Here is a 22,206-nt window from a genome sequence, read left to right on the forward strand (position 1 = left end):
GAGAGAAGACTGAAGCCTTATGGCTACCACTTCGCTTGACCTGGCCAGGGTCCGCAACATCGGGATCATGGCCCACATCGACGCGGGCAAGACGACCACCACCGAGCGGATCCTGTTCTACACCGGCGTTTCGTACAAGATCGGTGAGGTCCACGACGGCGCTGCCACCATGGACTGGATGGAGCAGGAGCAGGAGCGTGGCATCACGATCACGTCTGCTGCGACCACCTGTCACTGGCCGCTCGAGGACAACGACTACACGATCAACATCATCGACACCCCGGGGCACGTCGACTTCACCGTCGAGGTGGAGCGTTCCCTGCGTGTGCTCGACGGTGCCGTGACCGTGTTCGACGGTGTCGCCGGTGTCGAGCCGCAGTCCGAGACGGTGTGGCGTCAGGCCGACCGTTACGGCGTGCCCCGCATCTGCTTCGTCAACAAGCTGGACCGTACCGGCGCCGAGTTCCACCGTTGCGTGGACATGATCTCGGACCGCCTGGGCGCCCAGCCGCTCGTCATGCAGCTCCCGATCGGTGCCGAGGCCGACTTCAAGGGCGTCGTGGACCTGGTCCGCATGAAGGCGCTCGTGTGGTCCGCCGAGGCGGCCAAGGGCGAGATGTACGACGTCGTCGACATCCCGGCCACGCACACCGAGGCCGCCGAGGAGTGGCGCGGCAAGCTGGTCGAGGCCGTCGCGGAGAACGACGAAGAGATCATGGAGCTGTTCCTGGAGGGCCAGGAGCCCACCGAGGAGCAGCTGTACGCCGCGATCCGTCGCATCACCATCGCGTCCGGCAAGTCCAGCGACACCACGGTCACCCCGGTGTTCTGCGGCACCGCGTTCAAGAACAAGGGCGTCCAGCCCCTGCTCGACGCGGTCGTGCGCTACCTGCCGACCCCGCTCGACGTCGAGGCCATCGAGGGCCACGACCCGAAGGACGCCGAGACCGTCGTCAAGCGGAAGCCGTCCGAGGACGAGCCGCTCGCCGCGCTGGCCTTCAAGATCATGAGCGACCCGCACCTCGGCAAGCTCACCTTCGTCCGGGTCTACTCGGGCCGCCTGGAGTCCGGCACCGCGGTGCTGAACTCCGTCAAGGGCAAGAAGGAGCGCATCGGCAAGATCTACCGCATGCACGCCAACAAGCGTGAGGAGATCGAGTCGGTGGGCGCCGGCGACATCGTCGCCGTCATGGGTCTGAAGCAGACCACCACCGGTGAGACGCTGTCCGACGACAAGAGCCCGGTCATCCTGGAGTCCATGGACTTCCCGGCGCCGGTCATCCAGGTCGCCATCGAGCCCAAGTCGAAGGGCGACCAGGAGAAGCTGGGCGTCGCGATCCAGCGTCTGGCCGAGGAGGACCCGTCCTTCCAGGTCCACTCGGACGAGGAGACGGGCCAGACCATCATCGGTGGTATGGGCGAGCTGCACCTCGAGGTGCTGGTCGACCGTATGCGCCGTGAGTTCAAGGTCGAGGCCAACGTCGGCAAGCCGCAGGTCGCCTACCGTGAGACGATTCGCAAGACCGTCGAGCGCGTGGACTACACCCACAAGAAGCAGACCGGTGGTACCGGTCAGTTCGCCAAGGTGCAGATCGCGATCGAGCCGATCGAGGGCGGCGACGCCTCGTACGAGTTCGTGAACAAGGTGACCGGTGGCCGCATCCCGAAGGAGTACATCCCTTCGGTGGACGCCGGTGCCCAGGAGGCCATGCAGTTCGGCATCCTGGCCGGCTACGAGATGACGGGCGTCCGCGTCACGCTCATCGACGGTGGCTACCACGAGGTCGACTCCTCCGAGCTCGCGTTCAAGATCGCCGGTTCGCAGGCCTTCAAGGAGGCCGCGCGCAAGGCTTCGCCCGTGCTCCTGGAGCCGATGATGGCCGTCGAGGTCACCACGCCCGAGGACTACATGGGTGAGGTCATCGGCGACATCAACTCCCGCCGTGGCCAGATCCAGGCCATGGAGGAGCGGGCCGGTGCCCGCGTCGTGAAGGGTCTCGTGCCCCTCTCGGAGATGTTCGGTTACGTCGGCGACCTGCGCAGCAAGACGTCCGGCCGCGCCAGCTACTCCATGCAGTTCGACTCCTACGCCGAGGTTCCGCGGAACGTCGCCGAGGAGATCATCGCGAAGGCCAAGGGCGAGTAACGGACTCCGTTTAACGGACCCCGTTCACACGCTTTAGGCTTGACCCCGGAGCCTGCAGGGGACATTCCGCCGCCACCCCGGCGGAATGTCCCGGGCCCGGGTTTCCCAGCAAAGATCACCTGGCGCCGATGAGTAAGGCGTACAGAACCACTCCACAGGAGGACCCCAGTGGCGAAGGCGAAGTTCGAGCGGACTAAGCCGCACGTCAACATCGGCACCATCGGTCACATCGACCACGGTAAGACGACCCTCACGGCCGCCATTACCAAGGTGCTGCACGACGCGTACCCGGACCTGAACGAGGCCTCGGCCTTCGACCAGATCGACAAGGCTCCCGAAGAGCGCCAGCGCGGTATCACCATCTCCATCGCGCACGTCGAGTACCAGACCGAGACGCGTCACTACGCCCACGTCGACTGCCCCGGTCACGCGGACTACATCAAGAACATGATCACGGGTGCGGCGCAGATGGACGGCGCCATCCTCGTGGTCGCCGCCACCGACGGCCCGATGCCGCAGACCAAGGAGCACGTGCTCCTGGCCCGCCAGGTCGGCGTTCCCTACATCGTCGTCGCCCTGAACAAGGCGGACATGGTGGACGACGAGGAGATCCTGGAGCTCGTCGAGCTCGAGGTCCGTGAGCTCCTCTCCGAGTACGAGTTCCCGGGCGACGACGTTCCGGTCGTCAAGGTCTCCGCTCTGAAGGCCCTCGAGGGCGACAAGGAGTGGGGCAACTCCGTCCTCGAGCTGATGAAGGCCGTGGACGAGTCCATCCCGGAGCCCGAGCGCGACGTCGACAAGCCGTTCCTGATGCCGATCGAGGACGTCTTCACGATCACCGGTCGTGGCACCGTCGTCACCGGTCGTATCGAGCGCGGTATCCTCAAGGTCAACGAGACCGTCGACATCATCGGCATCAAGACCGAGAAGACCACCACCACGGTCACCGGTATCGAGATGTTCCGCAAGCTGCTCGACGAGGGCCAGGCCGGTGAGAACGTCGGTCTGCTGCTCCGCGGCATCAAGCGCGAGGACGTCGAGCGCGGCCAGGTCATCATCAAGCCCGGTTCGGTCACCCCGCACACCGAGTTCGAGGCCCAGGCCTACATCCTGTCGAAGGACGAGGGTGGCCGCCACACCCCGTTCTTCAACAACTACCGCCCGCAGTTCTACTTCCGTACGACGGACGTGACCGGCGTCGTGACCCTCCCCGAGGGCACCGAGATGGTCATGCCGGGTGACAACACCGAGATGAAGGTGGAGCTCATCCAGCCCGTCGCCATGGAGGAGGGCCTGAAGTTCGCCATCCGTGAGGGTGGCCGGACCGTGGGCGCCGGCCAGGTCACCAAGATCAACAAGTGAGCTTGCTGATCTGACCTGGTAGCTCCTGCTGCGAGCACCTGAGAGGGCCCGCACGACTTCGGTCGTGCGGGCCCTTTCGTTGTGCGGGTGCTCGTTGCCGTCAACTGCGGTGCCGGGGAGGTCGTTCGTTCGCGTGAACGGACCGGCATATGTGGGCGGCGTATGCCATTCCGCCCGTACGTTCGCCGCATGGTCAGCTCATCCCATGAGGCCCTGCACCGGATCTTCCAAGAGGTCCCGGGTCTCTTCGCGCGCGTCGCCAGAAACCTCGGCGCCGCCTTCCCCCCACCCCTCTCCACGGTCGAGCTCTCCACCGACCTCACGGAGACCCGGCCGTTGGAGCGCCGGGTGGACACGCTGCTGCGGATGGACACCGAGGACGGCAGTTTCCTCCTCGCGGTCGAGTCACAGGGCGAACCGGACCCGCGCAAGCCCGCGAGCTGGGCGTACTACCTCTCGTACGCGTACGCCAAGTACCGCATCCCGCCGGTGCTCCTGGTCGTCTGCGCGGACCGGGGGACCGCCGCGTGGGCAGCCCGGCAGTTCGACATCGGCCCCCGGCAGTGGCCCACGCTCAGCTTGCGTCCCCTCGTCCTGGGGCCCGACGACGTACCGGTGATCGACAGCCCCGACGAGGCCGCCCGCGACATCCCGCTCACGGTCCTGTCGGCTGCGCTGCACAGCCGTGACCCGGAGGCCGATGCCATACTGGCCGCACTGGCAAAGGCACTCAAGGGCTTGTCGGCCGACGACGAGGAATCGGCAGTCTTCTTCATCGAACTCACGGAACAAGGCCTCGGCAAGACGCCGGCCGCGGACATCTGGAGGCACCTCATGGCCGTCGACCTTTCCTTCTTCCAGTCGCAGACCGCCCAGAAGCTTCGGGCCGAGGGCGAGGAGAAGGGCCGGGAAGAGGGCCGGGCAGAGGGCCGGGCGGAAGCTGTTCTGGTTCTGCTGGGTCACCGGAGCGTCGAGGTCAGCGAAGAGGACCGGGAGCGCATCGTCGGCTGCGGCGACCCTGACGTACTGGACCTGTGGCTCACGAGGGCCCTGACCGCGAAGTCGACGGCGGAGGTCTTCGCGTCGGTCGGTGAGACGGGGCTTGCGGACTGATGGACCTTTCCTTCTTCCAGTCGCAGACTGCCCAGCAGCTTCGAGCCGAGGGGCGGGCCGAGGGGCGGGCGGAGGCCGTACTGCTTCTGCTGGCTCATCGGGGTGTCGAGGTCACAGAAGGAGACCGGGAGCGCATCGTCGGCTGCGGCGACCCTGACTTGCTGAGTCATTGGTTCAAGCGGGCCCTCACCGCCACGTCGGCGGCCGGCGTATTCGACGGCGAGCCGGTCTGAGGTACTCGGCGTGCAGCATGGACCGGCCCCGGGCGCGCGGTCAGGTGCGTGCCCGGGGCCGGTCCGGTTCCCCCCGTTGGGATGGTCAGGTGTGGGTCAGACGCGCTGCCAGAGGGCCGGGACGTTCGAAGGCTCCCAGCCCACCTGGGCCTGGTGGCCCTGGAGGCAGCGGTAGGTGGCGCCGCCGTAGGTGACCGTGTCGCCCGGCTGGTAGACGGTGCCGGCCGCCCAGGTGCCGCCCGGCTCCTCCTCCCCGGGCGGCTCCTCGCCGCCGCCGTTCGTCTTCAGGGTGAGGCCGTAGTTCTGGAGCAGCGGGTTGATCGGCTGGAAGAAGGTCGTACCGCCGCTGCTGCAGTTGCCCGAGCCGCCCGAGGTGACGCCCTGCGCCTGGCTGCCGGAGATGTACGAGCCGCCCGAGTCGCCGGGTTCGGCGCACACCGAGGTCTGGGTCACGCCGGAGATGGTGCCCTCGGGGTAGGTCACGCTGGTGTTCAGCACCTGGATGTTGCCGCAGTGCCAGCCGGTGGTGGAGCCGGAGCGGCACACCGACGCGCCGACCGTGGCCTGGGTGGAGCCGGTGACCTGGACGTTCTGGCCGCCGGAGCCCTTCACGTAAGGAGTCGCCGTCCACTGGGAGTTGGTGGCCACCCACGCCATGTCCCGGCCCGGGAAGATCGAGCCCTGGAAGGTGCCCTGGGCCACCCGGTTGTGGCCGCTCGTGCTGTTGCCGGTCCGGCCGCAGTGGCCGGCCGTGGCGTAGCCCTGCTGGGTGCCCTTGGTGACGGGGAAGCCGATCGAGCAGCGGCCGCTGTTGTTGATGTAGTACGCCTCGCCGCCGCGCAGGTCGTACAGCGCGCGGGGCCGGTCGGCCGTCTTCTCGATCCGGGTGAGGGAGCTGTCGACGCCGGCCGCCGACAGCAGGGCGCGGGCCGCGGAGGGGCGTATCGCCTGGACGGTCACCGTGTTCGTGCGGACGTCGACGTACCAGACCGGGGCGTCGGTGGTGTCGTTCCGCTGTGCCGCCCGGTCCACGCGGGCCTTGGCGGCATCCAGGTCGGCCAGGGAGTGGCGTACGACGCTGGCCTTGGCGCCCCGCGCCTCGATGGCCCGTACGTCGGCGGTGTCGGTCGTCGCCACCGTGAGCGTGCCGGACTCGGCGCCGCTCACCCAGGCGCCCGCGAAGTCGGAGCCCAGCGCGGCGCGGAGGCGGCCGGCGGTGGCGCCCGCCTCCGCCTCGTTCGCCAGGCGGCGTTCCGCCTGCGCCCGGTCCAGTCCGAGGTCGCGTTCCATGGCCTTGAGGAGCGCGGGCGGGGCGGCGTCCGTGCGCAGTGCCTGTGCCGCCGAGGTGGTCGGCTCCGCGCTCGCGGAGCCGCTGAGCCCGGCCACGAGCAGGGCGGCCGTCGCCGCGACGGCGGCACCCACGGCTCTGGTGCGTCGGGGGAGGTGTCGATGGGGCATGGGGCATCTCCTCGGTTCGGTGGGGAGGTGCCGAAACCGTAGGGAGGGGCGACCGGGCGTCGTAAGACGTCGGTCGGCCCCCTCCCCGGTGTTATGGAACGGGTTTGGCGGCGAGCCACTCCGTGTAGCTGTCGCTGCGCGCCGCGACGCCCGCGTGGGCCATCCGGGCCTGTTCGAGGACGGTGGCGGCGGTCTCCGCCCGCTGGGTCACCCGGTGCCAGCCCAGCAGATGCCGCCAGGTCAGCGGGGTGCCCTTGAGCGGCCGGGTGATGATCCCGGGCGTGGTCGGGAAGGTCGCCCGGCACAGCCCGACCGCCCGGCCGACCTGCACCAGATGGACCAGCGACGAGGTGTCAGTCTCGTACATGCGGCGCGGGGTGAATCCGGCGCGGGCGCAGGCCGCCGTGAAGCAGTCCCCGAAGCAGCCGTCGCCGGGTACGCAGGCCCACTCCTCACCGGCCAGCTCGGTCAGTTCGACCTCGCCCGGGCGGGCGAGCGGGTGGCCCTCCGGCACCATGACGAACACCGGGTCGACCGCGACCTCCTGCCAGACCAGCCCCTCCGCGCTGGGCGGCGCGGCGGAGCCGCACGTCCCCGCGAGGGCGAAGTCCAGGCGCCCCTCGGTCAGCAGTTCGGCCAGCTCTCGCTCGGACCAGGAGGTGCAGGTGGTCACCCGGGCGTCGGGCGCCTTGTCCGCCAGCCGGTCCACCAGGGCGCCCAGCAGGGGGCCGTGGGTGCCGCCCAGCCGGAAGCACGCCGTGGCGCGCGGAGCCCTCGCGAAGCGGGCCGCCTCCTGCTGTAACTCCGTCACCGCGGGCAGGACGATCCGGCTGCGTTCCAGGACGAGTTCGCCCAGTGCGGTGGCCCGCACCCCGTGCCGGCCGCGCTCGAACAGCTCCCCGCCCAGGGCGCGTTCGATCCGTTTGAGCTGTGCGCTCAGCGCGGGCTGGGCGAGCCCGAGCGCTGTCGCCGCCCTGGTCAGGCTGCCGGCGTCGGCAATCGCCCGGATCGTCTTCAGATGCCGCAACTCCAGCTCCATGAGGGGAGCTTGCGGCTTGGGAGGGGCAGGGGCAAGAGGTTGGTACGGACCTCTGTCCGCGGCCCTGGCGTCGGTGCGCGCGGCCGGGTGTCAGTGCGGGCGGCGCAGCCCGTCGACGAGGACGCCGGCCAGTCGGCGCGCGTCGTAATCGGGGTCGCTCTCCGCGCCGATGCAGAGGTTTCCGACGCCGCGCATGAGGGTGAGGGCGTCGACGTCGTCGCGGATGCCGTCGGCGGTGACCGCGGCGTCGAGCAGCTGGGCGCAGACCGGCACGAGGCGGTCGAGGAAGTAGACGTGCAGCGCTTCGAAGCCGGATTGGTCGGAGCGCAGGACGGCCGCCAGTCCGTGCTTGGTGACCAGGAAGTCGACGAAGAGGTCGATCCACTGCCGCAGGGCCGCGTGCGGGGTCGCGGCGGAGGCCAGGAGGGCCGGGCCGGCCTCGGCGCAGGCTTCGACCTGGTGCCGGTAGACGGCGATGATCAGGTCGGACCGGGTCGGGAAGTGGCGGTAGAGGGTGCCAAGACCCACGCCGGCCCGGGACGCGATGTCGCGCACCGGGGCGTCCACGCCCGACGCGACGAAGGCCGCGACGGCCGCCTCGAGCAGCGTCTCCTTGTTGCGCCGGGCGTCCTTCCGCCGTGACGGGGCCCCGTGCCCGCCGACCTCGTCGCTCTGGTTCACCGCGTTGTTCCTCCACCTCTCGCGCGCTCCCGCATGGTCTCACGCACGCCGGCGCACGCCTACTTGCCAAAACGGAACAGTGTTCCGTATCGTTCCGGGTGTACCGGAACGTTGTTCCGTTTCTACCCGTGAGGAGACACTGCCATGCAGTACCGCACTTTGGGCCGCACCGGCGTACAGGTCAGCACCCTCGCGCTCGGCGCGATGAACTTCGGCGCGATCGGCCGCACCACCCAGGACGAGGCCACCGCCATCGTCGACGCGGCCCTGGAGGCCGGCGTCAATCTCATCGACACCGCCGACTGGTACGGCGGCGGCGAGTCGGAGGAGATGGTCGGCAAGGCCATCGCCGGCCGCCGCGACGACATCGTGCTGGCCACGAAGGCGACGATGCCGATGGGGGAGCGCAACCGTCAGGGCGGCTCGCGCCGCTGGCTGGTCACCGCGCTGGACGACAGCCTGCGGCGACTCGGTGTCGATCACGTCGACCTCTACCAGATGCACCGCTGGGACCCGACCACCAGCGACGAGGAGACTTTGTCGGCCCTGACCGACCTCCAACGCGCCGGAAAGATCCGCTACTTCGGATCCTCCACCTTCCCCGCGTACCGCATCGTGCAGGCCCAGTGGGCCGCCCGCGAGCTGCGTCTGAGCCGGTACGTCACCGAGCAGCCCAGCTACTCGATCCTTCAGCGCGGTGTCGAGGCCCACGTCCTGCCCGTGACCGAGGAGTACGGGCTCGGCGTGCTGGTGTGGAGCCCGCTGGCCTCGGGCTGGCTGTCGGGCGCGGTCCGCAGGGGACGGGACATCACCACGCACCGATCGGCGGTCCTGCCGGACCGCTTCGACCTCTCCCAGCCCGCCAACCGGACCAGGATCGACGCCGTCGAGCGGCTGGCCGCGGTCGCCGACGAGGCCGGGCTGACGATGATCCAGCTGGCCCTCGGCTTCGTGACCGCGCACCCCGGCGTGACCGCCGCACTCATAGGTCCGCGCACGCCGGAGCACCTGCGGGCGCAGCTCGCCGCCGCCGACACCGTGCTCTCCGTCGACGTACTCGACGCGATCGACGAGATCGTCGCCCCCGGCGTCGACCTGGCCGCGCACGAGAAGCACGACACCCCGCCCGCGCTGCTCGACGCGTCGTTGCGCCGCCGCTGACCGCCCGGAGGACCACGGCCCATGTCAGCCCCACCCGCACCCCGACCCCGTTTCGGGATCATGACCGCCCCCTCGCAGGTCGACTACCAGGACATCCTGCGCGTCTGGAGTGAGGCGGACGCGGTCCCGGAGATCGAGCACGCCTGGCTGTTCGACCACCTCATGCCCATCTTCGGCGACCCGAACGGGCCCACCTACGAGGGCTGGACGCTGCTCTCGGCCCTCGCGGCGCAGACCCGGCGGCTGCGGCTCGGTGTGATGGTGACCAGCAACCGGTTCCGGCCGCCCGCGCTGCTCGCCAAGATCGCCACGACCGTCGACATAGTCTCCGGCGGACGGCTCGACTTCGGCATCGGCGTCGGCTCCCGCCCGAACCCGCCCCAGGCCTGGCGCGAGTACCCGGCGCACGGCCTGCCCTTCCAGCCCCCGGCGCAGGCGGTGGAGAGCCTCGCCGAAGCCTGCACGGTGATCCGGCGGCTGTGGACCGAGAAGGAACCCTTCGACTTCCACGGCACCCACCACCGACTCACCGGGGCGTTCGGCAGCCCCAAGCCCGTGCAGCGGCCGCACCCGCCGATCCTCATCGGCGGACGCTCCTTCGCGACGCTGCGCGTGGTCGCCGAGCACGCGGACCTGTGGAACATCCCCGGCGGCGACATCGACGACGTGGTGCGGCGCAGCGTCCTGCTGGACCGCTACTGCGCGGACATCGGCCGCGACCCGGCCTCGATCGTCCGGTCGATCCACCTGCCCGTCGACTACGACAGGCCGGGGGCCGTGCGGGAGGCGATCGAGGAGGCGGTCGACGCGGGCTTCGGGCACATCGTCCTCGGCTTGGGGGCGCCGTACCCCGAGGGCGTCGCGCGATGGGTCGCCGACGAGCTCATCGGGACGTCGTAAGGGACGAGTTCACCGGGACGTCGTAAAAAACGGCGGCGCGCACGGGTATTGACGCGCCGCTCGGCCAGACCTTACGGTCCGCCCATCCCTAATGTTTCGGAGTGTGTTTCGAAACATTCGAGAATCGATGGGAATGAGACTCCCCGCATGAGATCCATTCGTTTCGCCACCGTGGCCCTCGCCACCGCCGCCCTCACCGTGCCGCTCATGACGGGCTCGGCCGCCGCCGACCCGTCGGCCGGCCGGGAGGCCGCGCCGCACTCCAACGCCAAGTTCGACCGGCTGCGTGCGGCCGCCCCCGAGGGCTTCGTCGTGGGCACCGCCGTGGCAGGCGGCGGCCACCACCTGGAGCAGGACTACCCGGACCCCTTCACGTACGACAAGGAGTACCGGAAGGTCCTGGGACGCCAGTTCAGCTCGGTGTCCCCCGAGAACCAGATGAAGTGGGACTACATCCACCCCGAGCGCGACCGCTACGACTTCGGCCAGGCCGACGCCATCGTCGAGTTCGCCAAGCGCAACAAGCAGGTCGTACGCGGCCACACCCTGCTGTGGCACAGCCAGAACCCGGCGTGGCTGGAGCAGGGCGACTTTTCCAAGGAGGAGCTGCGCTCGATCCTGCGCGAGCACATCACCACCGTCGTCGGCCGCTACGCCGGCAAGATCCAGCAGTGGGACGTTGCCAACGAGATCTTCGACGACCAGGGCAACCTGCGCACCCAGGACAACATCTGGATCCGTGAACTGGGTCCGGGCATCGTCGCCGACGCCTTCCGGTGGGCCCACGAGGCCGACCCCAAGGCGAAGTTGTTCTTCAACGACTACAACGTCGAGGGCCTCAACGCGAAGAGCAACGCCTACTACGCCCTCATCCAGGATCTGCTCGAGCAGGGCGTGCCCGTGGACGGCTTCTCCGTGCAGGGCCACCTGAGCACGCGTTACGGCTTCCCGGGCGACCTGAAGGACAACCTGGCCCGGTTCGACGCGCTCGGCCTGGAGACCGCCGTCACCGAGCTGGACGTCCGCATGGACCTGCCGGAGAGCGGTGTGCCCACGGCGGAGCAGGAGCAGAAGCAGGCCGACTACTACCAGCGGACGCTCGAGGCGTGCCTGGCCGTCGACGGCTGCAACTCCTTCACCATCTGGGGCTTCACCGACAAGTACTCGTGGGTGCCGGTGTTCTTCGAGGGGGAGGGCTTCGCGAACGTCATGACCGACGACTACGACCGCAAGCCCGCGTTCTACGCCCTCCGGGACACGCTGAAGGAAGCCCGTCACGGCAACTGAGAGAAGAAGCGCCGGTAGCCACCGGCCCCCGCCCCCGGACCGGCAGCTCGCGCCCGGTCCGGGGGCGTTCGCCGTTTCAGAACCCCAGATAGGTGATCTGGAGGATGTACACCCGCTCACTGCGTACAACGATCTGATAGGTGAACATTCCGCCGCGAACGGTGATGTCGCCGCCCTTCGGGTCGTCCTCGTCATACGCGCGGCCGTGCAAGAACCGTGCTTCGGCCGCCCTGACCAGTTCGGCTGCCTTGTACTCCACTTCGGCCAGGAAAGCGGTCGGGGCTGTACGGGCGGCTTGCTCCGCGCCGAAGGCGTACTCCCACGCCCAGCTCAAGCGTGTACTGCCTTCATGGCCTCGTCCAGGACCGCGGTCAGCTCCCGCAGGGCCTCCCGGGCGGTCGCCGCGTCCTCGTGCTCCAGGTTGCCCCTGGCGCGGGCGTGACGGGCGGCGAGGTCGGGGCGGCGGGCGATCTCGATGTCGCGCGCCCAGGTGAGGACCCAGCTTCGTACAGGACTGAGGGACTGCCACTCCACGGCCTTGGCGAAGGCATCGTCCTTGGTCCGCTGCATCTCCGGGAGGCGTCCCGGGTCGACCACGGCCAGGGCGGCCCGCAGGGCGTCCGGGGTCTGCTCGGGGCGGGGAACCAGCTCGTGTCCGTGGTCGGCCTGCGTGCTCATGGAGTCCTCCCGGGAGTGCACTGGCCAGGGTAGTCGTCCGGGGCGGCTGGGGTACTCGGGCGCGAACATCGTGGTGTCCTTCCTCCGCTCAGTGAGGAGATGAAGCGGCCGGGCGGCAGGCGCGGCAGAGGGTTTCGGGTTCGGGGGCGCGGAAGGCGTGGTCGCAGCCGTCGCAGTTGCGCAGGGGGTGGCGGGGCGGTGGTGGGGGGTCGGCCGGGGTTCGGTACGGGGGTGGGGGTGGGAGTTGTGCGGTGAGGCGGTGGGCGAGGAGGGCGGCCGGGCGGTGCAGGGGTTCGTCCGGTAGGTCGGTGGTGAGGGCGTGGCGTAGGGCGGTGGGGGTGACCTCGCGTTCCAGCCAGGCGATGACTCCGGGCGTCAGGTGCTCGGTGTCGGTGGCTGAGAGCAGGAGGCGGGGGTCGTGGCGGCGCAGGCCGGTGAGGAGTTCGGTGGCCTGCTGGTGGAGTGCGGTGGCTGCGGCGCGGGTGGGCTGGGGGACGGCGGGGAGGGCCTTGCGGGGGCGGGGCCGGGGTGTGCGTTCCCTCGGCGGCCGGGGCTGCGGGGTGGGGCAGTCGGTGTCGGCCGGCTCGCGGCGGTGTCCCGGCTGGTTGCAGGAGACGGTGCGGGTGATGATGCGGCCGGTGGCGGTGCGGACGCGTTCGCGGCGGAGGTAGCCGTGGGCTTCCAGTTCGCGCAGGGCGGCGGCGATGCGGGTGGGGCCTTCGGGGAAGCGTGCGGCGAGGCTCTTGATGTCGGCGCCGGCGCCGGTGGGCAGCGACTGGATGTGGCAGCCGAGGCCGATCGCCAGGAGCGACAGCTCCTTGTGCTGGGTGAGGTGGTTGCCGATCACCACGAAGCGGGTGGTGTGGCGGGTGTTCTCGTGGATGATGCCGCCGCCGGTGTGGTGACGCGATCGGGTCGGATTGCCGGCGGTGGCTGACTGGGCGCGCGAGGGCGCGCTAGGGTTTTGCGTATCCATCGGGAAGGTCCAGCTTCCTGGGTGGTCAGGCCCTCGCACTGGGACGGCAATCCCGGCGGGGGCCGAAGTCTTTTTGTGGTTCTGTGCGCTGAGCGTAGAGGCGTTGGGGGTTCGAAAATCCAGCTGAGCCCGTGATGTTCACCCGCCCGAGTGATCGGCCTCCTCGGGCGGGAGGGGTGGGGCTTGGTGGGGTTCTTTCCCCCCGAGTTCTTGTTTGGGAAGGCGCCGACGGCACCGGAGCCTCAGGACGTGGGTTCCGGTGCCGTAAGGCGTAGTTCGGCCCAGACGACCTTGCGCGGGAAGCGGTCCTCGGTCACACCCCAGCGGTCCGCGAGCGCGTCCACGAGGAGCAGGCCCCGGCCCGACTCGGTGTCGGGGGAGGGCGGTTGGAGCTGGGGCAGGCGTTCGCCCCGTGTGTCGGTGACCTCGATACGGAGTGTGTGGTCCACCACGTAGAACTCAAGACGGAAGTCCCGGCCCGGGACACGGCCGTGGGTGACGGCGTTGGCCGCCAGTTCGGCCACGACATGGCGTGCCGCCTCCGAGTCGTACCCCCAGTCGCGGAGGTGGGCGTCCGCGAGGAGACGGGCGAGGCGGGCACTGCGCGGGGTGGCGGACAGCAGCACGCTGAAGTGGGGGAAGGGGCTGGTCGGTTGAGCCGTGATGCCGGCGGTTTCCTGATGCACGGCAATCAGAGTGATGGCTCACATCCGTCGCCATGCGTGATTATGGAGGTGCGTGCCGTGACTGTCGGTGATGTGCCCGAGGCTGTCGGCGTTGTCGGCTCGACTGTGTGAGAGCGCCGTCTCTGCGCGCCGCGTCTGCCCAAGATCACATGCGGAGCGGTGGGGCCGGGGGATCGCCCGTCCAGTCGGCGGCCGGCCAGCACCTAGTTGGTGCATCGCCCTTCACGATTCAACTTCCGGCAGCAACCCGCACCAGGGGCCTCAGCCGCGGCGCGCTAACCGACGGCGGGAAGCGCGGCCGCTCGAAGGTGTGAATTGTACGTTCAGCCTGCACTGGGGTTCATGTCGCGATCTAGCGTGAGTGGTGGTGGATCTCCCTATGTGTGGTGACTGTCCGCTGGTTGTCCGGTGCTGTCCGGGCTGTCGGGGTGGTTGGTACGGGTAGGGCGCCGCGGTACGGCGCGGGACGACGGAGGGGTGCGGCATGTCTGTGGACGGTGAGGCGGTACGGCTCAAGGGGGAGGCGGACGAGCCGGGGTGGGAAGTGGATCCGGATGATGAATGGGGCGTCGCCGTCATCACCACGGTGGGGCGGCAGTTGAAGCTGCGGCGCGAGGCGGCGGGGTTGCGGGCCGGCCAGTTCGGGGCGGCGATCGGGTACGGGGAGGACCTTGTCTACAAGGTCGAGGGCGGGAAGCGGATCCCTCAGCGGGAGTATCTGGACAGGGCCGACGAGGTGTTGGGGGCGGGTGGGTTGCTCTCGGCGGCTTGGGAGGACGTGAAGAGGGTCCGGTATCCGAAGAGCGTGCGGGCACTGGCGGAGCTTGAGGCCAAGGCGGTCGAGCTGGGGGTGTACGTCGGCCTCAGCATCCATGGGTTGTTGCAGACGCCGGAGCATGCGCGGGCCTTGTTCGACGCATGGCAGCCGCCGTACTCGGAGGAGGAGGCGGAGGGCCTGGTCGCTGCTCGGATGGCCCGAAAGTCGATCTTCGAGCGGTCTCCGGCTCCGGCTCTCAGCTTCGTCCTGGAAGAGGCGACGCTGCAACGGCGCGTCGGGGGCACAATGGTGTGGCGACGGCAGCTCGAACACCTGCTGGAGGTAGGGCGGTTGCGTAACGTCACCTTGCAGGTGATGCCTACCAGCGCGGGAGCTCACCCGGGGTTGGACGGCAGAATCGAGGTGTTGAAGTTCGTCGACGGCGCTGCGGCAGGCCGTTCCGACGGTGCTTTCGGCGGCCGACCGACCTTCGATCCGAAGCAGCTGCGGATCCTTGAGCTGCGATATGGGACGATCCGGGCGCAGGCTCTCACCCCTCGGGAGTCGCTGGCCTTCATCGAGCAACTGCTGGGAGAGACATGATCCGCAAGGCTTCTGCCGGGGACGCTTTCGAGCTGGTCTGGTTCAAGAGCAGCTACAGCGACGGCCCTGATGGCAACTCCTGCGTGGAGATCGCGATAGCGCCCCGCACCGTCCACGTCCGCGACTCCAAGGACCTCGCAGGCCCTCGGCTCGCCCTCACGCCGGACGCGTGGGCGAGCTTCGTGACGTACGCGTCGCGGCGCTGACCTCCTCCGGACTCCGTGCGCCCCGTCCAGATAGCGGACAATCCGGCCCGGCCCTTGGTGTCGCGTTAACACAGGAGTAACACTGGGAGGGTCGGCCGGCCTGTCGTATACGAGCGGGGCGGCCGCTGTCCTGCGCGCGGCAACGGCGCCGAGCGCCCATCACCGGTCCCCGTACCGGTGTCAGCCGCGCCAGAGAGGGACCACGTGAGCACACTGTCCGACCCCAAGGCCTCGCTCGACCTGCTGCGTGTCGAGATCGAGCGTCGGAATCCGGCGGAACCCGAGTTCCACCAGGCCGCACGCGAGGTACTGGAGACCCTCGCCCCGGTGCTCGCGGCGCGCCCCGAGTACGCCGAGCCGGGGCTCGTCGCGCGGCTGGTCGAGCCGGAGCGGCAGATCATGTTCCGGGTGCCGTGGCAGGACGACAACGGGCGGGTTCACGTCAACCGGGGCTTCCGGATCGAATACAACAGCGCCCTCGGCCCCTACAAGGGCGGACTGCGTTTCCACCCCTCCGTGAACCTGGGGATCATCAAGTTCCTCGGCTTCGAGCAGATCTTCAAGAACGCGCTGACCGGGCTCGGCATCGGCGGCGGCAAGGGCGGCAGCGACTTCGACCCGCAGGGCCGCAGCGACGCGGAGGTCATGCGCTTCTGCCAGTCGTTCATGACCGAGCTGTACCGGCACATCGGTGAGTACACCGACATCCCGGCCGGCGACATCGGCGTAGGCGCCCGCGAGATCGGCTACCTGTTCGGCCAGTACCGGCGGATCACCAACCGCTGGGAGGGCGGCGTACTGACCGGCAAGAGCGCCGGCTGGGGCGGCTCGCTGATCCGTCCGGAGGCGACCGGGTACGGCAACGTGCTGTTCGCGGAGGCCATGCTGCGCGCCCGCGGCGAGGACCTGGAGGGGCAGACCGCGGTCGTCTCCGGCTCCGGCAACGTCGCGATCCACACCATCCAGAAGCTGGTCGCCCTCGGGGCCAACCCGGTCACCTGCTCCGACTCCGGCGGCTATGTCGTCGACGAGAAGGGCATCGACCTCGATCTGCTGCGTCAGATCAAGGAGGTGGAGCGGGGCCGGGTGAGCACGTACGCCGAGCGTCGGGGCGCCTCCGCGCGGTTCGTGCCCGGCGGGCGGGTGTGGGAGGTCCCGGCGGACGTCGCCCTCCCGTCGGCCACGCAGAACGAGCTGAACGCGGACGACGCCGCCACCCTCATCCGCAACGGCGTGAAGGCGGTCTCCGAGGGCGCGAACATGCCGACGACGCCCGAGGCCGTCGACCTGCTCCAGCAGGCCGGCGTCGCCTTCGGCCCCGGCAAGGCGGCCAACGCCGGCGGGGTCGCGGTCAGCGCGCTGGAGATGACGCAGAACGCCTCGCGCACCGCGTGGAAGGCCGACCAGGTCGAGAACGAGCTGGCCAGGATCATGACCGACATCCACACCACCTGCGCCGAGACCGCCGAGCGCTACGGCGCCCCCGGCGACTACGTGACCGGCGCGAACATCGCCGGTTTCGAGCGGGTGGCGGACGCGATGCTCGCGCAGGGCGTCATCTGACGCGGACCCGCCGCGTCACGGTGTGGGGATGCCGGCCGGGCGGGCCGGGCGTCCGAAGCGGGCGGGGACGCCCGGTGAGTACAGCACGCTCACCGGCTCCCCGGCCGGCCTCGGCAGACCGGCCGCGGTGACCAGGTCCTCCTCGCACTCCACCAGCTCGGCCCGGTGCAGGGGCCAGCGCGGATGGGCGTTGGGCAGGTACATCGACCGCCCGAAGAACGCGCCGTGCATGCCCCAGCGGGCGGTGAGGAAGTGCTCCAGCGCGGTCGGCTCCTCGATCGGCGCGCCCCGCCGTACGGTGATACGACAGCCGGCGCCGCGCGGTCCGGGCCAGCGCCGGGAACCGGTGTACCTCACCGTCTCGCCGTCGAGGTGGTCGACGCGCATCCGGGACCACAGGTACGGCATCCGGAACCCGAGCCGGCCCACCGCCACCGGGATCAGCCGGGAGGCGTCCAGGGAGAGGAAGACGACCCCGCGCCGCCCGAGGGCATCCACCGAGTAGAGACGGACGTTGGTCTCCGGGAAGTTCCCCAGATACGGCACACCGGGCAGGCGCAGCCAGCCCACCCTGTGCATCCGGAACGCGACGAGACCGACGTACGTGACACCGTCCAGGGTGTCGGGCACCGTGCCCGGCGGCAGCAGACCGGCCACCTCCGCCGGGTCCACCGCCCAGTGCAGGAACGTCAGGTCCAGCCACGACTGGGTGAGCAGCGGCCGCGCGATCGCCTCCGGCGGGTCGGGCGTTATGGGCTGCGGGGACGGTGGTGTCGGCGGCACCGAGCCAGTATCGCGGAGCGCGCGGACCGCCGTACGGCACCGCGGGCGAACGTGGCGGACACCACGGTCCACCACCCCACATGGCCCTGCCGATCCCAAGACCCCCGCCCGTCTCGCAAGTTGGTTCGTTTCCCGTGCAACTCTTCGGCCCCCTCGATGGTCTCTTCTGTGCTCTCGACCCGCCGCGCTCTCTGGAGGAGCCTCGTGCGCACTCGTACCCTGCTGACGTCTGCTGTCATGCTCGCCTCAGGACTCACACCGCTCGCGGCGACAGCGGCCCACGGGGCGGCGGGCACCCCGGGTGACATCAACAAGGACGGCTACCGCGATGTCGTCGTCTCGGCGCCGGACGCCACGGTCGCGGGCCGCGCCAAGGCCGGTGCCGTGATCGTCATGTACGGCACGGCCCGCGGCATCGACACCACCAGACGCACCGTCGTGACGCAGAACTCCACAGGCATCCCTGGCAGCGCCGAGGCGGGCGACCGCTTCGGCGCTTCCGTCGTCGTGCACGACCTGAACGCGGACGGGTACGCCGACATGGTCGTGGGCGCACCGGGCGAGGAGGTCTCCGGGGACGTGGGCGGCGGGTCGGTCACGGTCGTCTGGGGCACCGCCTCCGGCCCGACCAGGGCGAAGACGGTCGCCGACCCCTGGCCGAACTCCCACGACGCCTACGGCAGGACGCTGTCCGTGGCCACCCACAACTCCCTCAACCCGGTGAACGACGGCAAGCTCTCGATCGCCATCGGCGCCAACGACGGGGAGGTGACCTTCATGCCGGCGGACCTGTCCGGGCAGGTCGGCACCAGCGGCACCGGCACCCCCTTCAACCCGGGGCACGGCATCGTCGCCCTGACCGCGGTCGACATCCCCAACACCGACAACGACCGGCTGATGATCCACGGCCGCGGCACCTCCGACGGCGGGTGGGGGTACGACGGACAGGGCGACGACCCCGGAACCTGGATCACCACCCCCGGAGACTTCGACGACAGCGCCCTTCCCGCCGGGACCGTCTCCGCCGTCGGCAACCTGGACGGCAACGGCTCGCCCGACCTCGTCATCGGCAACCCGGAGGACCCCGCGCAGAGCCCCGGCACCTCGCTCGGCGGACGGGTCACCGTCTACTACGACGCCGCGTACGGCTCCCCGAGCCGAGTCCAGACCATCAGCCAGGACACCGCGGGCGTGCCCGGTGCCGGTGAGGCGGGCGACCGCTTCGGTGCCTCGGTCGCGATCGGCGACACCGACAAGGACGGGCGGGCCGACCTGGTGATCGGCACCCCGGGGGAGAACAGCGGCACCGGGGCCGTCATGGTCGTACGCGGCACCAGCGGTCCGCTGGACACCGCCCACGCCCGCGACTGGACGCAGAACAGCGGCGGCGTCCCCGGCGCGTCCGAGAAGGGCGACGCGTTCGGCAGCGCCGTGCGGCTCGTCGACACCAACAAGGACGGCTACGCCGACTCGCTGATCGGCGCACCGGGCGAGAACGGCGGCGCGGGCTCCGTGTGGTCCCTGCGCGGCTCGGCCGCGTCCGTCACGGCGACCGGGGCGGTCACCTTCGGCGTCGGCGGTGCGGGGCTCGGCTCGGCGGGAGCCGCCCGCCTCGGCGGGGTGGTGACCGGCCCGTGACCCCCGCACGCTCTCCCCGCGCCCTCACGTCGTCCCCGCAGGCCCTCACTCCCGGAGCCGTCATGCCCACCTCCAGCACCCAGCCCGCCCGGTCCGCCTCGCCCGCCCCGGGCACCGCCGGATCCCGCCGCCTCGCCGCCGCCGTCGCGGTCGGGGCCGCCGCCGCCCTCACCGCCGTGGTCCTGCCCGCCCACCCCGCGGTGGCCGCCGCGCCCTACCGCGGCGCCAACACGGCCGCCGTCCAGGACGACTTCAACGGCGACGGCTACCGCGATCTGGCCGTGGGCGCTCCCGGCGCGTCCAACGGCTCGGTCGACGCGGCGGGCGCCGTCGTCGTGCTCTACGGCTCCGCGAACGGTGTCGCGGCCTCCCGCCGCACGGTGATCACCCAGGCGACCAGCGGGGTACCGGGCGTGTCCGAGGAGTGGGACCGCTTCGGCACGGCGGTCGCCTCCGCCGACCTCGACCGCGACGGCTACGCCGATCTGCTGGTCGGCACCCCCGGGGAGGCGGCGGGCACCATGTGGGGGACCGGCTCGCTCACCGTGGTGTGGGGCGGTTCCACCGGGCTGAAGGGCGGCGCCTCGATCCCGACGCCCACCGGCCTGGACGAGGGCTGCGGCTTCGCGTCCGGCGTCGCCGCGGGCGACGTCACCGGCGACGGCGCCCCCGACCTCGGCGTCACCGGCCACTGCGGCGGGACCACCTACACGGGCCCCTTCACCCGCACCGGGACCCCTGCTCGCAGGGCGTTCGTGAACGCGCTCGGCACCAACCGGGGCGTCGTCATCGGCGACGTCGACGGGGACGGAACGGCCGAGCGGTTCTGGCTGCCCGGCCCCACCAGCGGAGACGTCAGCGGACCCGTCCACCTCGACAACGGCGACGGCACGTACACCGAACTCCCGCTCGCCGACGGCCTGTCCGGGAAGATCGGTGACATCAACGGAGACGGATACGGCGACCTCGTCACCGGCGTCCCCTACGACGCCTCGCTGATGCCCGGGGACACCCCCGCCCACCGCGGCGGCGAGATCCAGGTCCTCTACGGCAGCGCGCAGGGCATCACCACCGGCCAGCAGCCCCAGGTCATCCACCAGGACACCACGTCGGTGCCGGGCGGGGGCGAGGACGGCGACCTGTTCGGCTTCTCCCTCGGCGTCGGGGACACCAACGGCGACAAGTACGCGGACGTCCTCGTCGGCAGCCACGCGGAAGCCGTCGGTTCCGTCGGCCACGCGGGCTCGGTGACGCTGTTGCGCGGATCGTCCAAAGGGCTGACCACGACCGGTTCCACGGGCTACACGCAGAACACGAGCGGCGTGCCCGGCGCCGCCGAGGCGGGCGACATGTTCGGCGCCTCCACCCACCTCGTGGACCTGAACAAGGACGGCCGCGCCGAGACCGTCGTCGGCGCTCCCGGCGAGAACTCCGACGGACTGGTGTGGATCGCCCGGGGCTCCACCACCGGTCCGGTCGCGAGCGGCTCGACCGTCATCGGTGGCACCTCGGCGGGAGCGACCCGCCGCTACGCCGACGTCGACTTCGGCGAGGCCCTGCCCGGCGCCCGCTCCACGGTGTAGGGCCGGCCGGTCCAGCCCGGCGGCCGGGGGAGTGGCACGATGGCGGCACTGGTGGCCGGCGGCAGCCAGGTCCTCGACCTCGCGGACTCTTCACGTCGACGTTCCGATTCGTGGACCGCCGGCCGCGGGGGCCGGTGAACGGGGAAGGGGAGGAGCATGGACGCGGAGGACACGACTCGGCGGCTGCGGGCGATCGTCGGTGAACTGTCGGACCGGTTCTACGAACGTGCCGACGTCGTACGGACGTTGGTGGTGACGCTGCTGGCCGGTCAGCATTCGCTGGTGCTCGGCCCGCCCGGGACGGCGAAGTCCGAGATGGCACGGGAGCTCACGGGCCGCATCGACGGCGCGGCCTACTGGGAGATCCTGCTGTCGAAGTTCACCGCGCCGACGCGCATGTTCGGCCCCATCGACGTCGCCGCGCTGGCCCGGGGCGAGTACCGCCAGGTCTACGACGGCCGCGCCACGACCGCCCACGTCGCGTTCATCGACGAGATCTTCAAGTGCTCCACGGCGGCCCTGAACGAGACCCTGGGCTACCTCAACGAGCGGATCTACCACCCCGAGAACGGCGGCGAACCGATCCGCTGCCCCCTCATCGGGGCCATCACCGCGAGCAACGAACTGCCCAGCGGGGAGGACTCCGCCGCGATCTACGACCGGCTGCTGGTGCGGATCGAGGTCGGCTACCTGGAGGACCCGTCGAACTTCGCCGCACTGGTCCGCTCCGCCGTCCACCGCCCGGAGCCACCGGCCCGCACCACGGTCGAGCTGGCCGCGCTGCGGCACGCCGTGACCGAGGGCGTCCCGGCCGTGGAGGTCCCCGACGCGATCGTGGACGCGGTGTGCACGCTGCGGGCCGCCCTGCGCCGCAAGGAACTCGTCGCCTCCGACCGCCGCTGGCGGCAGGCGGTGGGCCTGCTCCAGGCGTCCGCGTTCCTCGACGGGCGTACGGCGGTCGCCGAGACCGACCTGTCGGTGCTGACCCATGTGCTGTGGGACTCCCCGGCGCAGCGACCGACCGTCGAGCGCGAGGTGCTGCACCTGGTCAACCCCGACGCCAAGGAGGCGCTCGACCTGGCCGACACCATCGACGAGCTGGAGGCCCAGCTCGACGCCATGGCCGGGCAGTCCCGGGAGGCGCTGAGCGAGTGGGTCATCAAGAAGGCCCACCACCAGCTCGCCATGGCCGGGAAGCGGCTGGAGCAGCTGAGAGCCGAGGCGGTGGCCGCCGGCCGCTCCACCACCGCCATCGACCGCGTCTCCGGCCGCCGCCGCGCCGTCCGCGCCCGCGTCCTCACCGAGGCCCTCGGCGTGGACGCGAGCACGGTGCAGGCCCAGCTCTGAGCGGCA

General features: G+C 70.5%; 21 protein-coding genes. 13 read left to right on the forward strand and 8 right to left on the reverse strand.

What is annotated here, in order from left to right:
- Positions 1-19 precede the first annotated feature (19 nt).
- From fusA to ACZ470_RS04905, 4 genes are all read left to right on the forward strand, one after another.
- The gene (gene fusA, locus ACZ470_RS04890) at positions 20-2,146 is read left to right on the forward strand and encodes an elongation factor G (RefSeq protein ID WP_468424467.1); all 2,127 of its coding nucleotides are present in this window, start codon (positions 20-22) and stop codon (positions 2,144-2,146) included.
- 168 nt (positions 2,147-2,314) lie between these two features.
- Positions 2,315-3,508: an elongation factor Tu gene (tuf, locus tag ACZ470_RS04895; protein WP_190166808.1), complete on the forward strand. Its 1,194-nt coding sequence runs from the start codon at positions 2,315-2,317 to the stop codon at positions 3,506-3,508.
- 189 nt (positions 3,509-3,697) lie between these two features.
- Positions 3,698-4,621 carry a hypothetical protein gene (locus tag ACZ470_RS04900; protein ID WP_468424469.1) on the forward strand — a complete coding sequence of 308 codons (924 nt, stop codon included), beginning with the start codon at positions 3,698-3,700 and terminating at the stop codon, positions 4,619-4,621.
- Positions 4,621-4,854 carry a hypothetical protein gene (locus ACZ470_RS04905; RefSeq protein ID WP_468424471.1) on the forward strand — a complete coding sequence of 78 codons (234 nt, stop codon included), beginning with the start codon at positions 4,621-4,623 and terminating at the stop codon, positions 4,852-4,854. The genes ACZ470_RS04900 and ACZ470_RS04905 overlap by 1 nt, the downstream gene beginning before the upstream one ends.
- A gap of 96 nt (positions 4,855-4,950) precedes the next feature.
- On the opposite strand, the gene ACZ470_RS04910 is transcribed toward ACZ470_RS04905, so the two are convergent.
- The 3 genes from ACZ470_RS04910 to ACZ470_RS04920 all read right to left on the reverse strand — a co-directional run bounded on the left by ACZ470_RS04910 (position 4,951) and on the right by ACZ470_RS04920 (position 8,032).
- On the reverse strand, positions 4,951-6,312 hold the full coding sequence (locus ACZ470_RS04910; RefSeq protein WP_468424473.1) for a carbohydrate-binding protein: 1,362 nt from the start codon (positions 6,310-6,312) through the stop codon (positions 4,951-4,953).
- Between the two features lie 91 nt (positions 6,313-6,403).
- On the reverse strand, positions 6,404-7,351 hold the full coding sequence (locus ACZ470_RS04915; RefSeq protein WP_468424475.1) for a LysR family transcriptional regulator: 948 nt from the start codon (positions 7,349-7,351) through the stop codon (positions 6,404-6,406).
- Between the two features lie 90 nt (positions 7,352-7,441).
- Entirely contained in the window at positions 7,442-8,032 is a 591-nt protein-coding gene (locus ACZ470_RS04920) for a TetR/AcrR family transcriptional regulator (RefSeq protein ID WP_468424477.1), read from the reverse strand.
- A 144-nt stretch (positions 8,033-8,176) separates the two neighbouring features.
- Between ACZ470_RS04920 and ACZ470_RS04925 the strand changes: the two genes are divergently transcribed.
- The 3 genes from ACZ470_RS04925 to ACZ470_RS04935 all read left to right on the forward strand — a co-directional run bounded on the left by ACZ470_RS04925 (position 8,177) and on the right by ACZ470_RS04935 (position 11,380).
- On the forward strand, positions 8,177-9,193 hold the full coding sequence (locus ACZ470_RS04925; protein ID WP_468424479.1) for an aldo/keto reductase: 1,017 nt from the start codon (positions 8,177-8,179) through the stop codon (positions 9,191-9,193).
- Between the two features lie 60 nt (positions 9,194-9,253).
- Positions 9,254-10,093, forward strand: a complete 840-nt coding sequence (locus tag ACZ470_RS04930) for an LLM class flavin-dependent oxidoreductase (protein WP_468424481.1) — start codon at positions 9,254-9,256, stop codon at positions 10,091-10,093.
- 147 nt (positions 10,094-10,240) lie between these two features.
- Positions 10,241-11,380, forward strand: a complete 1,140-nt coding sequence (locus ACZ470_RS04935; protein WP_468424483.1) for an endo-1,4-beta-xylanase — start codon at positions 10,241-10,243, stop codon at positions 11,378-11,380.
- 76 nt (positions 11,381-11,456) lie between these two features.
- On the opposite strand, the gene ACZ470_RS04940 is transcribed toward ACZ470_RS04935, so the two are convergent.
- The 4 genes from ACZ470_RS04940 to ACZ470_RS04955 all read right to left on the reverse strand — a co-directional run bounded on the left by ACZ470_RS04940 (position 11,457) and on the right by ACZ470_RS04955 (position 13,720).
- On the reverse strand, positions 11,457-11,714 hold the full coding sequence (locus tag ACZ470_RS04940; protein ID WP_468424485.1) for a hypothetical protein: 258 nt from the start codon (positions 11,712-11,714) through the stop codon (positions 11,457-11,459).
- Positions 11,711-12,058, reverse strand: a complete 348-nt coding sequence (locus tag ACZ470_RS04945) for a hypothetical protein (protein ID WP_468424487.1) — start codon at positions 12,056-12,058, stop codon at positions 11,711-11,713. Before ACZ470_RS04945 ends, ACZ470_RS04940 begins: the two co-directional genes overlap by 4 nt.
- Before the next feature lie 88 nt (positions 12,059-12,146).
- Entirely contained in the window at positions 12,147-13,034 is an 888-nt protein-coding gene (locus ACZ470_RS04950; protein WP_468424488.1) for a helix-turn-helix domain-containing protein, read from the reverse strand.
- A gap of 242 nt (positions 13,035-13,276) precedes the next feature.
- Positions 13,277-13,720, reverse strand: a complete 444-nt coding sequence (locus ACZ470_RS04955; protein WP_468424490.1) for an ATP-binding protein — start codon at positions 13,718-13,720, stop codon at positions 13,277-13,279.
- A gap of 484 nt (positions 13,721-14,204) precedes the next feature.
- Here ACZ470_RS04955 and ACZ470_RS04960 point away from each other — a divergent pair, with 484 nt between their 5' ends.
- From ACZ470_RS04960 to gdhA, 3 genes are all read left to right on the forward strand, one after another.
- Entirely contained in the window at positions 14,205-15,080 is an 876-nt protein-coding gene (locus ACZ470_RS04960; protein WP_468424492.1) for a helix-turn-helix domain-containing protein, read from the forward strand.
- Positions 15,077-15,286, forward strand: a complete 210-nt coding sequence (locus ACZ470_RS04965; protein WP_468424494.1) for a DUF397 domain-containing protein — start codon at positions 15,077-15,079, stop codon at positions 15,284-15,286. The genes ACZ470_RS04960 and ACZ470_RS04965 overlap by 4 nt, the downstream gene beginning before the upstream one ends.
- 204 nt (positions 15,287-15,490) lie before the next feature.
- Complete coding sequence (gene gdhA, locus ACZ470_RS04970; protein WP_468424496.1) at positions 15,491-16,849, forward strand: NADP-specific glutamate dehydrogenase; 1,359 nt, start codon at positions 15,491-15,493, stop codon at positions 16,847-16,849.
- 15 nt (positions 16,850-16,864) lie between these two features.
- On the opposite strand, the gene ACZ470_RS04975 is transcribed toward gdhA, so the two are convergent.
- Positions 16,865-17,632 (reverse strand): YqjF family protein, encoded by a 768-nt coding sequence (locus ACZ470_RS04975; protein ID WP_468424498.1) that lies wholly within the window; start codon positions 17,630-17,632, stop codon positions 16,865-16,867.
- Positions 17,633-17,836: 204 nt separating this feature from the next.
- Between ACZ470_RS04975 and ACZ470_RS04980 the strand changes: the two genes are divergently transcribed.
- From ACZ470_RS04980 to ACZ470_RS04990, 3 genes are all read left to right on the forward strand, one after another.
- Positions 17,837-19,270 (forward strand): integrin alpha, encoded by a 1,434-nt coding sequence (locus ACZ470_RS04980; protein ID WP_468424500.1) that lies wholly within the window; start codon positions 17,837-17,839, stop codon positions 19,268-19,270.
- Between the two features lie 62 nt (positions 19,271-19,332).
- A complete protein-coding gene (locus ACZ470_RS04985; protein WP_468424502.1) occupies positions 19,333-20,853 on the forward strand; it encodes a hypothetical protein in 1,521 nt (506 codons plus the stop codon).
- Between the two features lie 156 nt (positions 20,854-21,009).
- On the forward strand, positions 21,010-22,200 hold the full coding sequence (locus ACZ470_RS04990; RefSeq protein ID WP_468424504.1) for an AAA family ATPase: 1,191 nt from the start codon (positions 21,010-21,012) through the stop codon (positions 22,198-22,200).
- Positions 22,201-22,206: the final 6 nt, after the last annotated feature.

The organism is Streptomyces sp. NPDC031111, from assembly GCF_055570675.1.